14 protein-coding genes are annotated in these 14580 nt (G+C 64.7%); 10 read left to right on the top strand and 4 right to left on the bottom strand.

Annotated features, from left to right (window positions below; genetic code table 11):
* Window positions 1-18: 18 nt before the first annotated feature.
* Window positions 19-1308: an OprD family porin gene (locus AC2T4A_RS28005; RefSeq protein WP_416747460.1), complete on the bottom strand. Its 1290-nt coding sequence runs from the start codon at window positions 1306-1308 to the stop codon at window positions 19-21.
* 288 nt (window positions 1309-1596) lie between these two features.
* Here AC2T4A_RS28005 and AC2T4A_RS28000 point away from each other — a divergent pair, with 288 nt between their 5' ends.
* The gene (locus AC2T4A_RS28000) at window positions 1597-2268 is read left to right on the top strand and encodes a response regulator (protein ID WP_024765529.1); all 672 of its coding nucleotides are present in this window, start codon (window positions 1597-1599) and stop codon (window positions 2266-2268) included.
* Window positions 2269-2281: 13 nt separating this feature from the next.
* Window positions 2282-3667, top strand: coding sequence for a sensor histidine kinase (locus AC2T4A_RS27995; protein WP_478377230.1), 1386 nt, complete (start codon window positions 2282-2284; stop codon window positions 3665-3667).
* A gap of 155 nt (window positions 3668-3822) precedes the next feature.
* On the opposite strand, the gene AC2T4A_RS27990 is transcribed toward AC2T4A_RS27995, so the two are convergent.
* Both AC2T4A_RS27990 and ygfZ read right to left on the bottom strand, forming a co-directional pair.
* Entirely contained in the window at window positions 3823-4659 is an 837-nt protein-coding gene (locus AC2T4A_RS27990; protein ID WP_416747464.1) for an HDOD domain-containing protein, read from the bottom strand.
* Window positions 4660-4704: 45 nt separating this feature from the next.
* Complete coding sequence (gene ygfZ / locus AC2T4A_RS27985) at window positions 4705-5640, bottom strand: CAF17-like 4Fe-4S cluster assembly/insertion protein YgfZ (protein WP_416747466.1); 936 nt, start codon at window positions 5638-5640, stop codon at window positions 4705-4707.
* A 170-nt stretch (window positions 5641-5810) separates the two neighbouring features.
* Here ygfZ and AC2T4A_RS27980 point away from each other — a divergent pair, with 170 nt between their 5' ends.
* Window positions 5811-6065 (top strand): FAD assembly factor SdhE, encoded by a 255-nt coding sequence (locus AC2T4A_RS27980; RefSeq protein WP_416747467.1) that lies wholly within the window; start codon window positions 5811-5813, stop codon window positions 6063-6065.
* On the top strand, window positions 6049-6501 hold the full coding sequence (locus AC2T4A_RS27975; RefSeq protein WP_478377186.1) for a protein YgfX: 453 nt from the start codon (window positions 6049-6051) through the stop codon (window positions 6499-6501). The genes AC2T4A_RS27980 and AC2T4A_RS27975 overlap by 17 nt, the downstream gene beginning before the upstream one ends.
* Here the strand turns inward: AC2T4A_RS27975 and nadB are convergent.
* Entirely contained in the window at window positions 6470-8086 is a 1617-nt protein-coding gene (gene nadB / locus AC2T4A_RS27970) for an L-aspartate oxidase (protein WP_478377185.1), read from the bottom strand. The genes AC2T4A_RS27975 and nadB overlap by 32 nt on opposite strands.
* Before the next feature lie 460 nt (window positions 8087-8546).
* Here nadB and rpoE point away from each other — a divergent pair, with 460 nt between their 5' ends.
* The 6 genes from rpoE to lepA all read left to right on the top strand — a co-directional run bounded on the left by rpoE (window position 8547) and on the right by lepA (window position 14579).
* Window positions 8547-9131: an RNA polymerase sigma factor RpoE/AlgU gene (gene rpoE, locus AC2T4A_RS27965; protein ID WP_024765535.1), complete on the top strand. Its 585-nt coding sequence runs from the start codon at window positions 8547-8549 to the stop codon at window positions 9129-9131.
* A gap of 31 nt (window positions 9132-9162) precedes the next feature.
* Entirely contained in the window at window positions 9163-9747 is a 585-nt protein-coding gene (locus AC2T4A_RS27960; protein WP_045209770.1) for a sigma-E factor negative regulatory protein, read from the top strand.
* Between the two features lie 21 nt (window positions 9748-9768).
* Window positions 9769-10713, top strand: coding sequence for a MucB/RseB C-terminal domain-containing protein (locus AC2T4A_RS27955; protein ID WP_486742314.1), 945 nt, complete (start codon window positions 9769-9771; stop codon window positions 10711-10713).
* Window positions 10710-11165, top strand: a complete 456-nt coding sequence (locus tag AC2T4A_RS27950; protein WP_486742312.1) for a SoxR reducing system RseC family protein — start codon at window positions 10710-10712, stop codon at window positions 11163-11165. Before AC2T4A_RS27955 ends, AC2T4A_RS27950 begins: the two co-directional genes overlap by 4 nt.
* 36 nt (window positions 11166-11201) lie before the next feature.
* Window positions 11202-12632 carry a DegQ family serine endoprotease gene (locus AC2T4A_RS27945; protein WP_081517633.1) on the top strand — a complete coding sequence of 477 codons (1431 nt, stop codon included), beginning with the start codon at window positions 11202-11204 and terminating at the stop codon, window positions 12630-12632.
* A 147-nt stretch (window positions 12633-12779) separates the two neighbouring features.
* Window positions 12780-14579, top strand: a complete 1800-nt coding sequence (lepA, locus tag AC2T4A_RS27940) for a translation elongation factor 4 (protein WP_024765539.1) — start codon at window positions 12780-12782, stop codon at window positions 14577-14579.
* The last annotated feature ends 1 nt before the right edge of the window (window position 14580 follow it).

Raw genomic sequence — 14580 nt, 5'->3', positions numbered from 1 at the left:
CCTCTTATTGTTGTCGGTTTACCAGATCGCCAGGGAGTAGCTGAGGTAGATACGCGTCTCGTCGGCATCGCGCGCGAAGCTCGAGCGGTAAGTGGCGTTGCGTACGCGCACTGCCACATCCTTGAGCGGGCCGCTCTGGATCACGTACTTGATGTCGGTGTTGCGCTCCCATTCCTTGCCGTGACCGTCCATGCCGTTGATTTTGGCATTGTCGCCGCTGATGTAGCGATTCATCAGGGTCAGGCCGGGGAGGCCGAGGCCGGCGAAGTCGTAGTCGTGGCGCACCTGCCAGGAGCGCTCGTCGGTCTCGGCGAAGTCGCCGACCTGGACGAAGTTGACGAGGTAGGGGTTGCTGCCGTCGATGTAGGGGAAGGCGCTGTCGCCGCTCATCTGTTGCCAGCCGAGGCTGAACTTGTTGGCGCCCAGGGCGTAGCCAAGCATGCCGTTGAAGGCGCGGTTATCGATCTCGCCGCCGCGCGCCTCGCCCTGGTCGTCGCTGATGGCCAGGCGTACATCCGCGCTGAACTTGCCGGGGCCGAGCGGGTAGCTGGCGAGCAGGCCGACGAAGTGCTGGCGGTAGACCTCGTCCAGCTGCGCATAGTGGTAACGGCCGGTGAGGTTGTCGGTGAACCTGTAGTCGCCGCCGGCCAGGTCGTAGTGCTTGCCCTCGGCGCTGCCGCCGGAGAAGCGGCGGTTCTTGTTGTTCAGCGCAAGGTCGGTGTAGTCGGTGGAATCGCGGTCCTTGACCTTCTCCAGACGCCCACCGGTGAAGTTCAGGCCCGGCAGGTCGGTAGAGTTGAGCAGGCCGCCCTCGAAGGTCTGCGGGAACAGACGGCTGTCGTTGGGCTGCAGGGTCGGCAGGTCAGGGATCAGGCTGCCGATCTTCAGCTCCGTCTCGGAGGCCTTGAACTTGGCGGTCAGGCCGAGCTTGCTGTACTCGTCGGCGGCGCGGCCGTCATCGTGGGTCGGCAACAGGCCCGTGCCGGTGCGGTCCGGGGAAGAGTCGAGCTTCAGGCCGAGCATGCCCATGGCATCGAGGCCGACGCCGATGGTGCCGGGCGTGTAGCCGGACTGGAAATCGAGGATGAAACCCTGAGCCCACTCCTCACGCTTGGACTGGCCGGCGCCGTCGCGAAAATCACGATTGAAGTAGATGTTCTGGGTGCTGAGCGTGGCGCTGCTGTCTTCAATGAAGCCGGCGGCTTCGCACAGCGGGGCGACCCCGGCGAAAGCCAGCAGGGCGGGCGTCAGACAGCGGGAACTGGGCTTGGTGAAAGCCGGTGCAGCCAAAGGCCGGGCGGTGGGCATCTGTGGTCTCCGTTCTTGTTGTTGTCGCGAAAGGGCACCACGCCGCCTTTCGCTCTGCTGACGGTCTTCGCCGTCGTCGAGTCCGCTGCTCCCGCCGTTGCGCCTGGGCAGTCGGCGCTGAAAAAAAACGGGGTTGGGAGGCGGCTCGTTGGCGATGCTAACGGGCTAAGCTTTCGCCAGGCTTTCAGTCTCCTTTCGCAGTGATTTCAGCGAATTTCCCCCATTCACAGCGGCGCGCGGATGGGTAAACTGCCGGCCCGAACCTGTAGTCCGAAGGGGTAGTCCCACGTGCGAATCCTCCTGGTTGAAGACCATCCGCAACTTGGCGAAAGCGTGGCCCAGGCCCTCAAGGGCGCGGGTTGGACGGTGGACCTGCTGCAGGACGGCGTGGCCGCCGATCTGGCCCTGGCCAGCGAGGACTATGCGTTGGCGATCCTCGATGTCGGCCTGCCACGGCTGGATGGCTTCCAGGTGCTGGCGCGGCTGCGCGAGCGCGGCAAGACCCTTCCGGTGCTGATGCTCACCGCCCGTGGCGAAGTGCGCGACCGCGTCCACGGGCTGAACCTGGGCGCCGACGATTACCTGGCCAAACCCTTTGAACTCACCGAGCTGGAGGCGCGGGTGAAGGCCCTGCTGCGCCGCAGTGTGCTGGGCGGCGAACAGCAGCAACGTTGCGGTGAGCTGGTCTATGACCTCGGCGCGCGGCGCTTCACCCTGGCCGAGCAGGCGATGAACCTGACCTCTCGCGAGCAGGCTGTGCTCGAAGCCTTGATTGCCCGGCCGGGGCGGGTGATGAGCAAGGAGCAGCTGGCGGCGCAGGTATTCGGCCTCGATCAGGACGCCAGCGCCGATGCCATCGAGATCTACGTCCATCGCCTGCGCAAGAAGCTCGAAGGCAGCTCGGTGCGCATCGTCACCTTCCGTGGCCTGGGCTACCTGCTCGAGGCCCAGGATGGCTGAACGGCGCTGGGTGCTGCCCGGCACGGGAAGCCTGCGCGGACGCCTGCTCTGGCGCCTTGGCGGCCTGCTACTGGTGCTGCTGCTGATCGGCAGTGCGGCCACCTACTGGCGCGCCCGGCATGCCGCCGACATTGCCTATGACCGCACGCTGCTGGCCTCCGCCCGCGACATCGCCGACGGGTTGTATGCCAGCGACGGCACCCTGCGCGCCAACGTGCCCTACGTGGCGCTGGATAGCTTCGAGTACGACAGCGCCGGGCGCATCTTCTACCAGGTCATCGACCCCCAGGGAAAAATGATCTCCGGCTACGAGAACCTGCCGGCGCCGCTGCCGACTACACCGCGCACCGACGATTATCCCGCGCTGGCCAAGTTCTACGACGCCACCTACGAAGGGCAGGGCGTGCGGGTGGTCAGCCTGCTGCAGCCGGTGAGCCAGCCGACGGTCAACGGCATGGCGGAAATCCGCGTCGCCGAAACCATGGGCGCGCGGGAGCGGCTGGCGCGCAACCTGCTCGCCGATACCCTGCTGAACCTCGCGCTGTCGGCCATCGCCGCACTGATGATGGTCTGGTACGCAGTGAGCGCCGGCCTGCGCCCGCTCGACCGATTGCGCGAGGCGGTGGAGGAGCGCCAGCCGGACGATCTGCGCCCACTGCCGGAAGTCCGCGTGCAGAAGGAACTGCGCCCGCTGGTGGCGGCGCTCAACCACTTCACCGTACGCCTGCGCGGGTTGTTCGACCGTCAGTCGCAGTTCATCGCCGAGGCTTCCCATGAGCTGCGTACGCCGCTGGCGGCGCTCAAGGCGCGGCTGGAGCTGGGCCTGCGCGAGCAGGACCCTCAGCAGTGGCGCGCGACGCTGGCCGAGGCCGTGCAGAACACCGACCGGGTGACCGGCCTGGCCAACCAGTTGCTATCCCTGGCGCGGGTGGAAAGTGGGGCACGAGCTATCGCCGAAGGTGCGGGGGAGAGCATTGAACTCTGCCAGCTGGCGCGCGAGCTCGGCCTGGCCCTGGCGCCGCTGGCCTATTCACGCGGCGTGGCGCTGGCGCTGGAGGCGGACGAGCCGGCCTGGGTGAAGGGCGATCCGACCCTGCTCAACGAATTGCTCAGCAACCTGGTGGATAACGCCATCGCCCATGCACCGGCGGATGGCAATGTGATCATCCGCGTGCGTTCGCCGGCGGAGCTGGAGGTCGAGGACGACGGCCCGGGCATCCCGCCGGAAGAGCGCGACAAGGTGTTCCGCCGCTTCTACCGCCGCCGCCAGCAGGGCACCGGCCTTGGGCTGGCCATCGTCGGCGAGATATGCAGTGCGCACCGGGCGCGTATCGAACTTGGTCAGGGCGAGCTGGGCGGCCTGTTGGTGCGGGTGACCTTCCCGGCGGAAAACGCCTGAACCGGAAACGCGAAACCCGCCGATGAGGGCGGGTTTCGGTGTGGCCTGTAGGAGCGAGCTTGCTCGCGAACCGAGCCTTCCCGCAACGCCGCTGCCTTGCGGGTTCGCGAGCAAGCTCGCTCCTACGAAGAGCAGGGGCTTCCGGGCGTTTCCGCTTACTGCAGCATGCTCATGGCCGCTTCCATGGCGGCGGAGAGGTCTTCGTCTTCCTTCACATCCACCTTCGGGTCCAGGCCCAGCTTGGCGAAGGCCGGGATGGTCGCCCAGTCCAGCTCGGTGTAGGGGTGCTGGCTGCCGAGGTAGCTCTGCAGCGTGGCGACCTGGACGATGTCCACATAATCGACCTTGGCCGAGTCGCGGCTGAAGTCCAGGTGCTGGCCCGGCACGGCGGCGATCGGTGCCGGGAAGTCCCAGGCCTTGAGGATACGGTCGCCGATGACCGGGTGGATGCGCTCGATCACGTGGTTGAGGCTGATGGAGTCGGCCAGCAGCTCGCTGTGCTCCTCGGCGTAGGTGAGGATCGGCAGCACGCCGATCTGGTGCACCAGGCCAGCCAGGGTCGCCTGGTCCGGCGCCAGGCGGGTGTAGTGGCGGCACAGGGCGTGGCAGATGCCGGCGATCTCGGTGCTCTTGTTCCACACCTCGCGCATCTTGCGGTCGACCACATCGGAGGTGGCCTGGAACATCTGCTCCATGGCCAGGCCAGTGGCCAGGTTGCAGGTGTAGTTGATCCCCAGGCGGCTGATCGCCATCTGCAGGTCGGTGATTTCCTTGTTGGTGCGCAGCAGCGGGCTGTTCACCACCTTGATGATGCGCGCGGTCAGGGCGGCGTCGTTGCCGATCACCTTGGCCAGATCCTGGATGCTGATGTCCGGGTCTTCCGCCGCTTCACGGACGCGCAGGGCGACTTCCGGCAGCGTCGGCAGCACCAGTTCATCGTTGTCGATGGCCCGCAGCAGTTCCTGTTGTACTTTTTCGGCAAGCTTGCTCATGAAGTGTCCTTCAGGGAAAGCCGGGCTCCCCGCCCGGCACGAAATTCAGCGCTGGATCTCGCGGTCGCTGTCCAGAACGTAAGGCAGGTCCAGCAGGCGCAGGGGCTGGTCTTCGCCCAGGCGCACATTGCCGTCGGCGACGGCGTCATCCTGCAACACGGCGAGCAGCTCCACGCCGTCAGCCGCGCGGGCAGCCAGTACCACTTCGCCGACGCTGGTGGAGTGCACCGGCGAGAACAGCTCGCGGCCTGGCTCCGGCAGTTCCGCGCCATCGAGTTTCAGGCGCTGCAGGCGGCGCTTGAGGCGGCCGAGGTACTGCATGCGCGCGACGATTTCCTGGCCGGTGTAGCAGCCCTTCTTGAAGCTCACGCCGCCCACGGCCTGCAGGTTGATCATCTGCGGGATGAACAGCTCGCGGGTGGCGCCGAACACCTGGCCGACGCCGGCGCGCACCTGGCCAAGCAGCCAGTCGTTGAGCTCGGCGTGGGGCAGGCGGGCCTGCAGCAGGTCGGCAATGGCGGCGGCGCGCTCGGCCGGCACCCAGAGTTCGACGCGGCCCTGGCCGAGGCCGATGGCGATCAGGCCGTCGGCCCGCGCCACCTGGTCGGCTTCGCCGGATAGGCTCAGGCCCAGTTCGGCGAGTACCGCATCGGCGCCGCTCAGGCCGTAGCGCGCCCACTGGGTACTGTCATCGGCGAGGGTAGCCTTGGAGAACACGGCGTACTTCTTCAGGTCCGCCAGCTGGCTGTCCAGCAGGTCGTTAGCCATGGCCAGCAGGAAGCCATCGCCCTCGGCGAGGATGCGGAAGCTGGAGGTCATGCGGCCCTTGGGCGTGCAGCGGGCGCCGAGGCTGGAGTATTCGGCGTTCAGGTAATTGAGGTTGCAGGTCAGCTGGCCCTGGAGGAATTTGGCGGCGTCCGCGCCACGGACGGCGAGAATCCCTTCGTGATTGAGTTCGGTATAGAAAGCAGAGTCGGTCATCACGATTCGCTGGAAGAAAGTTAGGGGCCTCATGATAGAGCTCAGGCCTTGCCTTGTCAGCGGGTGCCGGGGGAGCCGAGCATGCGTATAATGCCGCTCGGCTCGCGCCGTCCGTCGACTTCGCGAGCGACAAGACGTATTCGCCCGCTGTTAATCGAGGTGCCCCGCAGATGACCGATGAAATCGAACTCAAACGCCTTTTCTGGCACAGCCGCCGCGGCATGCTGGAACTGGACGTCCTGCTGGTGCCCTTTCTCCAGGAAGCCTACCCGGGTCTGCCCGCCGAGGATCAGGCGCGCTTCCGCAAGCTGCTGGAGTGCGAGGACCAGGACATGTTCGGTTGGTTCATGCAGCGCGGCGAGCCGGAAGATGCCGACCTGCGCATCATCGTTCGCATGATCCTGGACCGTGTCCAGCCGAAGTGATCCCTTCGAATGCCGCTGGCAACCGTCCATCGGTTTGCTGGCGGCCTACCTCACCGCGCAATCCTGCGCCGTCCTGGCGCTGCTGCTCGCGGACATTGCCCTTCACTGGAAAACGCTCGGCCTGAGCCTCTGCCTGCTGCATGCGTGCTGGGTTGTGCCGGGGCGAATTCTATTGCGCACGGCCGATTCGGTGCGTGCGCTGCGCCACAATGCCGAGGGCTGGCAGTTGTGGAGCGAGCGGGAGGGATTTCAATCCGTGCAGTTGATGCCGGACAGCCTGGCGCTGCCTTGGTTGATCGTCCTGCGCTTTCGTCGCTCCGGTGACTGGCTGGCCCGCAGTGTCTGCGTTCCGGCCGATGCCCTGGCGCCGGAATTGCACCGGCGCCTGCGCGTAAGGCTGCGCTTCAGCCGCAATAGGTGGGCGGCGCCAGGATAGTGTCGCGGGCCTCGGGCAGCAGGTCTGGGTAGTCCAGCGTGTAGTGCAGGCCGCGGCTCTCGTGGCGCTGCATGGCGGAATTGATGATCAGCTCGGCCACCTGTGCCAGGTTGCGCAGCTCGATCAGGTCGCGGCTGACCTTGTAATTCGAATAGAACTCATCGATCTCGTCCAGCAGCAGGCGTACCCGGTGCTGGGCACGCGCCAGACGCTTGTTCGTGCGCACGATGCCCACGTAGTCCCACATGAAGCGCCGCAGTTCGTCCCAGTTGTGGGCGATGATCACGTCTTCGTCCGAGTCGGTTACCTGGCTGGCGTCCCAGCAGGGCAGCGCGACCAGGGCCTGGGCCTTGGGCAGCTCGGCAAGGATGTCGGCGGCGGCGGAGCGGGCATAGACGAAGCATTCGAGCAGCGAGTTGCTGGCCATGCGGTTCGCGCCGTGCAGGCCGGTGAAGGTGGTTTCGCCGATGGCATAGAGGTTCGGCACGTCGGTGCGGCCGTGGGAATCCACCACTACGCCGCCGCAGGTGTAATGCGCGGCCGGCACCACCGGGATGGGCTCGCGGGTGATGTCGATGCCGAAGTCCAGGCAGCGCTCGTAGACGGTGGGGAAATGTTCGCGGATGAACTCGGCCGGCTTGTGGCTGATGTCCAGGTAGACGTAGTCGATACCCAGGCGCTTCATTTCGTGGTCGATGGCGCGGGCCACCACGTCGCGCGGGGCGAGTTCGCCCAGGGCGTGGAAGCGCGGCATGAAGCGTTCGCCGTTTGGCAAGCGAAGCAGGGCGCCTTCGCCGCGCAGCGCCTCGGTAATCAGGAAACTCTTGGCCTGCGGGTGGTACAGGCAGGTCGGGTGGAACTGGTTGAACTCCAGGTTGCCGACCCGGCAGCCCGCGCGCCAGGCCATGGCGATGCCATCGCCGGAGTTGCCGTCGGGGTTGCTGGTATAGAGGTAGACCTTGCTGGCGCCGCCGGAGGCGAGCACGGTGAAGCGCGCGCTGAAGGTGTCGACTTCGCCGGTGGAACGGTCCAGCACGTAGGCGCCGAGACAGCGCTGGCCGTCCATCCCCAGTTTCTGCTCGGTGATCAGGTCGACGGCGACCCGTTGCGACAGCAGTTCGATGTTCGGCCGCTGCCGGGCCTGTTCCAGCAGGGCGTTGAAGATCGCGGCGCCGGTAGCGTCAGCGGCGTGGATGATCCGGCGATGGCTGTGGCCGCCCTCGCGGGTCAGGTGGAATTCGAAGCCGCCGTCCTCACGTCCCGGCTCGTGGTCGCGGGTAAAGGGCACGCCCTGTTCGATCAGCCACTCGATGGCCTCGCGGCTATGCTCGACGGTGAACTTCACTGCGTCTTCGCGGCACAGGCCGGCGCCGGCGACCAGGGTGTCCTCGACATGGGACTCGACGGTATCGGTGTCATCCAGCACGGCGGCGACTCCGCCCTGGGCCCAGAAGGTGGAGCCCTGGGACAGTTCGCCCTTGCTCAGCACGGCGATCTTCAGGTGCGAGGGCAGCGTCAAAGCCAGCGTCAGGCCGGCGGCCCCGCTGCCGATCACTAGGACATCGTGCTGGAAATGCTGACTCATACCCGGCTCCACAAAATGGCGCCCTAGTATATAGAAGGGGGGCACGGCACAATACTGGCGAACCGATGACACCGAAGACGCGTACAGCGGGACGGCAGTCGCAGGGCGGGAGGCATTCTCCCCCGCTCAAGCTGGTCTGGCGGGCGCCAGGGTGTCATCGAAGTCGTTGAAGGATCACGGCAAATCACCGGAACTTTTTCAGGAGATCCGGTTCGAACTCGGAATACCCAATCCACTTTTCGCGCAGATTGACATTGCGCGGAAGGGGAGCGGGTGTTCCGCCCGGTACAGTTGAATTTGACGGGCTTCGGACGCATGTCGGGGTCCGGTTGCCGCAAATGTGAAAAAACTGTGCGGCGTACGCTTGGAGGGGAGAACTTTTGCAAAAGACCCGAGTCTATCTTGGCAGGACGATTCACCAGGGTGCTCGAAGCTCCTCCAGGCTTGTAGAGGAGCATTCATGCTAACCCAGGAAACGGATCAGCAACTGGTTGAACGGGTACAGCGCGGAGATAAACGGGCATTTGACCTGCTGGTGCTGAAGTATCAGCACAAGATTCTGGGGCTCATCGTGCGATTCGTGCACGACGCCCAGGAAGCCCAGGACGTTGCACAGGAAGCATTCATCAAGGCGTACCGCGCCTTGGGCAACTTCCGGGGTGACAGTGCCTTTTATACCTGGCTGTACCGTATCGCCATCAACACCGCGAAGAACCATCTGGTTGCGCGCGGTCGGCGGCCGCCGGACAGCGATGTCACGGCAGAGGATGCGGAGTTCTTCGACGGCGATCATGCCCTGAAGGACATCGAGTCGCCGGAAAGAGCCATGCTGCGGGATGAGATCGAGGAAACCGTCCATCGCACCATCCAGCAGCTGCCCGATGATTTGCGCACGGCTTTGACCCTGCGTGAGTTCGAAGGACTGAGTTACGAAGATATCGCCACCGTGATGCAGTGTCCGGTGGGGACCGTCCGCTCACGGATCTTCCGTGCGCGGGAAGCGATCGACAAAGCTTTGCAGCCTTTGTTGCATGATGAAGTCTGATACAGCGGCAGAAGCCAAGAGAGGTACCGCTATGAGTCGTGAAGCCCTGCAGGAGTCGCTGTCCGCTGTTATGGATAACGAAGCGGATGAGCTGGAGCTGCGGCGTGTGCTTGCAGCCTGCGGCGAGGACGCCGAATTGCGGGCCACCTGGTCCCGTTACCAACTGGCCCGTGCAGTGATGCACCGCGAGCCGGCCATGCCCAAACTGGACATCGCCGCCGCTGTGTCCGCCGCGCTGGCTGATGAAGTCGCACCGGCACCGCGCAGCCGTAATCCGTGGCGCAACGTCGGTCGCCTGGCTGTCGCCGCCTCGGTGACCCTGGCCGTGCTGGCGGGTGTGCGCATGTACCACCAGGATGACAGTGTTGCCAACGGCCTTGCCCAGCAAGGCGCCACTCCGCAGATCGCCCTGCCGCAAGTGCAAGGCCCGGCGGTACTGGCAGGCTACACTCAGGACGAGGCGCCGCAGGTGATCACCAATGCCCAGGGCGGGCAGACCACCTGGCATGAGCAGCGTCTTCCGGGTTACCTGCGTCAACACGCGCAGCAGTCCGCCGTCAGCGGCACCGACAGCGCCCTGCCTTACGCACGCGCCGCGAGCCTGGAAAGCCGCTGATTTGCGACCTTAAGGAGCGACATGCGCGCGACAACAGCACTGTTGTTCTTCCTCGGTGGCCTGCTGGCATTGCCAGTTCAGGCCGCCGATGCGTTGGACTGGGTCAAACGCCTCTCCGAGGTTGACCAGAAGCAGAATTTCCAGGGCACCTTCATCTACGAGCGCAGCGGAGCCTTCTCCACCCACGATGTCTGGCATCGTGTGGAGAACGACGGTTCGGTGCGTGAACATCTGGTTCAGGTCGATGGGCCGCGCCAGGAAGTGGTGCGCGTCGATGGCGCCACCCAGTGCGTAGGTGGTGGGATGTCGGGCCAGGTGTCGACCGGCGAGATGTGGCCGGCACGCAAGCTCAATCCAACCGAGCTGTCCGCTTACTACGACGTTCGCGTCGCTGGCGAGTCGCGCATTGCCGACCGCCCGGCGGTGGTGCTCGCGGTAATTCCGCGTGACCAGCATCGCTACGGTTTCGAACTGCACCTGGACAAGGAAACCGGCCTGCCGCTCAAGTCCCTGCTGCTCAACGACAAGGGCCAGATCATCGAGCGCCTGCAGTTCACCCGTATCGACATGGCGGCGCCTGAAGACGGTGAGCTGCAGCCGAGCGCGGCCTGCAAACCGGTGAAGGAAACCAAGGTCGCCGAGGTGAAGACCAACTGGCATTCCGAATGGGTGCCGCCAGGTTTCACCTTGAACAGCACCTTGCAGGAACGCAGCCCGGTCTCCAATGACCAGGTTCTGTGCCTCGCCTATGGCGACGGACTGGCGCGCTTCTCGGTGTTCCTGGAGCCGCTGCACGGCGCCAAGGTCGACGATGCCCGCACCCAGTTGGGGCCGACCACCGTGGTGTCGAGGCGGTTCGCCAGTGACGACGGCGGCACCATGGTGACCGTGGTCGGTGAGATACCCAGTGGCACGGCCGAGCGCGTGGCGTTGTCCATGCGGCCAACGGGGGCCCAGCCACAGTGATCCAAGAGCGGGGGAGGGTGATTGCAATCGAGTCTGGAGCTGTCCAGGTCGAAACGCTGCGCCGCTCCACCTGCTCGGAATGTTCTGCCAGCGCCGGTTGTGGCCAGGGTCTTCTGAAACGACTGGGCATTGTGCGAGGGCGCGGCCAGATGCGCGTCCTGTCTTCGTTGGAGCTGTCGCCCGGCGAAGAAGTCGTGCTGGAGGTGGACGACGACCTTCTGCTGAGAAGCTCCCTGCTTTTCTATCTCTTCCCATTGATCGGGATGTTCGCACTTGCGCTACTGGCGGCGCGCCTCGATCTGGGAGAACCTCTCATCATCGTGGCTGGTCTGGCGGGTTTCCTGCTGGTCTGGCTGCTCGTGCGTCACTACACGCGACGCCATACGGATGATCCGGCGATGCAACCGGTTGTGCTGCGTGCGCTGGTCGGTGGGCCGCCCGGCCCTGTTTAGTGATCTTCCCAATCAACATCACGGGAGCTGTAGTCAATGCAAACCCTGAAACGCAGCATGGCTGCGCTGGTCGCCCTGCTGGCCCTGAGCCTGTCGGTCACCGCGCGGGCCGAACTACCGGATTTCACTCCGCTGGTCGAGAAGGCCTCGCCGGCGGTGGTCAACATCAGTACCACCCAGAAGCTTCCCGACCGCTCCAACGCGCAGATGGGCATTCCGGATCTCGACGGCTTGCCGCCGGGCCTGCGCGAATTCTTCGAGCGCAGCATTCCCCGTGGTCAGGGCGGTCAGGGGCAGGCTCCCCGTGGCCAGCAGCGCGAGGCCCAGTCCCTGGGTTCGGGCTTCATCATTTCCGATGATGGCTACATCCTCACCAACAACCACGTAGTGGCCGACGCCGACGAAATCCTCGTGCGCCTGTCGGATCGCAGCGAGCACAAGGCCAAGCTGGTCGGTGCCGACCCGCGCAGCGACGTGGCCGTGCTGAAGATCGACGCCAAGGGCCTGCCCACGCTCAAGCTGGGCGATTCCGACAAACTGAAGGTCGGTGAGTGGGTGCTGGCCATCGGTTCGCCGTTCGGCTTCGACCACTCGGTGACTGCCGGCATCGTCAGCGCCAAGGGCCGCAGCCTGCCGAACGAGAACTACGTACCGTTCATCCAGACCGACGTGGCGATCAACCCGGGCAACTCCGGTGGTCCGCTGCTGAACCTGCAGGGCGAAGTGGTGGGTATCAACTCGCAGATATTCACCCGCTCCGGCGGCTTCATGGGCCTTTCGTTCGCGATCCCGATCGATGTGGCGTTGAACGTCGCTGATCAGCTCAAGGCTGGCGGCAAGGTCAATCGCGGCTGGCTGGGTGTGGTGATCCAGGAAGTGAACAAGGACCTGGCTGAATCCTTCGGTCTCGACAAGCCGGCCGGTGCGCTGGTCGCGCAACTGGTGGAAGACGGCCCGGCAGCCAAGGGCGGCCTGCAGGTGGGGGACGTGATCCTGAGCCTGAACGGCCAGACCATCAATGAATCCGCTGATCTGCCGCACCTGGTGGGCAACATGAAGCCAGGCGACAAGGCGAGCCTGGAAGTCATCCGCGATAACAAGCGCCAGACCCTGAGCCTGACCATCGGCAGCCTGCCGGACGACGACGATGCCGTCGCCGCCGTCGAGGGCAAGGGCGCCGAGCGCAGCAGCAACCGCATGGGCGTGACCGTGGCGGAGCTGACCGCTGAGCAGCGCAAGTCCCTGGATATCAAGGGCGGCGTGGTCATCAAGGAAGTGCAGGGCGGGCCGGCGGCCATGATTGGCCTGCGTCCGGGCGACGTCATCACCCATCTGAACAACCGTGCGGTGGATTCTTCGAAAACCTTCAGCGAAATCGCCAAGGCGCTTCCGAAGGATCGTTCGATCTCCATGCGCGTGCTGCGTCAGGGGCGTGCGAGCTTCATCACGTTCAAGCTGACCGAATAAGGTTGGCGCACCAGAAAAGGGCGACTTCGGTCGCCCTTTTTCATGCCTGACCGTCCGGCGCGGCGTGACGCATCAGGCTGTAGTCAGGTAAACTCCCCGGCTATTTTTCGGCGGACCGCCGCCTTCAGCCTTCCGAGTGTGTTCGCCGTGAGTGACCTGAGTCATATCCGCAATTTCTCCATCATCGCCCACATCGACCATGGCAAGTCGACGTTGGCAGACCGCTTCATCCAGATGTGCGGCGGCCTGTCCGACCGCGAGATGGAGGCCCAGGTACTGGACTCCATGGACCTGGAGCGTGAGCGCGGCATCACCATCAAGGCGCACAGCGTCACCCTTCACTACAAGGCGAAGGACGGCAAGACCTACCAGTTGAACTTCATCGACACCCCCGGGCACGTCGACTTCACCTACGAAGTCAGCCGCTCGCTGGCCGCCTGCGAAGGCGCGCTGCTGGTGGTGGATGCCGGCCAGGGCGTGGAAGCGCAGTCGGTCGCCAACTGCTACACCGCCATCGAGCAGGGCCTGGAAGTAATGCCGGTCCTGAACAAGATGGACCTGCCGCAGGCCGACCCGGACCGCGTGAAGGACGAAATCGAAAGCATCATCGGCATCGATGCCACCGACGCCGTAGCCTGCTCGGCCAAGAGCGGCATGGGCGTGGAAGATGTGCTGGAGCGCCTGGTCACTGCCATTCCGGCGCCCGAAGGCGAGATCGACGCACCGCTGCAGGCGCTGATCATCGACTCCTGGTTCGACAACTACCTGGGCGTGGTCTCGCTGGTGCGTGTGAAGCACGGCCGCGTGAAGAAAGGCGACAAGATTCTGGTGAAGTCCACCGGCAAGGTCCACCAGGTGGACAGCGTCGGCGTCTTCACCCCGAAGCACACCGAGACTCCGGACCTCAAGGCCGGTGAAGTGGGCTTCATCATCGCCGGCATCAAGGACATCCTTGGCGCGCCGGTGGGCGATACCCTGACCCTGAACAACACTCCCGACGTGGACGTGCTGCCGGGCTTCAAGCGCATCAAGCCGCAGGTCTATGCCGGCCTGTTCCCGGTCAGTTCCGATGATTTCGAGGACTTCCGCGAAGCCCTCCAGAAGCTGACCCTGAACGACGCCGCGCTGCAGTACGAGCCGGAAAGCTCCGAGGCCCTGGGCTTCGGCTTCCGCATCGGCTTCCTCGGCATGCTGCACATGGAGATCATCCAGGAGCGCCTGGAGCGCGAATACGACCTGGACCTGATCACCACCGCGCCGACCGTGATCTTCGAGATCGTGCAGAAGAACGGCGACATCCTCTATGTCGACAACCCGTCCAAGCTGCCCGACCTTTCGTCCATCGACGAGATGCGCGAGCCGATCTGCCGCGCGACCATCCTTGTGCCTCAGGAGCACCTGGGCAACGTCATAACCCTGTGCATCGAGAAGCGCGGCGTCCAGCGCGACATGCACTTCCTCAGCGGCCAGGTCCAGGTGATCTACGATCTGCCGATGAACGAAGTGGTGCTGGACTTCTTCGACCGCCTGAAGTCCACCAGCCGTGGCTATGCTTCGCTGGACTACAGTTTCGACCGCTTCGAGCCGGCCAACCTGGTTCGCCTCGATGTGCTGATCAACGGCGAGAAGGTTGACGCCCTCGCCCTGATCGTCCACCGCGACAACGCCCCGTACAAGGGCCGCCAGTTGGTGGAGAAGATGAAGGAATTGATTCCGCGGCAGATGTTCGATGTCGCGATTCAGGCGGCCATCGGTGGGCAGATCATCGCCCGCTCGACGGTCAAGGCGCTCAGGAAGAACGTGCTGGCTAAGTGCTATGGTGGTGATGTGAGCCGTAAGCGCAAGCTGCTGGAAAAGCAGAAAGCCGGTAAGAAAAGGATGAAGCAGGTCGGTAGCGTGGAGATTCCGCAGGAAGCCTTCCTCGCTGTGCTCAAAGTGGACAGTTGAA

It is taken from the genome of Pseudomonas sp. PVC-3-1, from assembly GCF_057444315.1.
The sequence above is the reverse complement of the archived record's forward strand: the minus strand, read 5'-3'. Positions and strand labels throughout refer to the sequence as shown.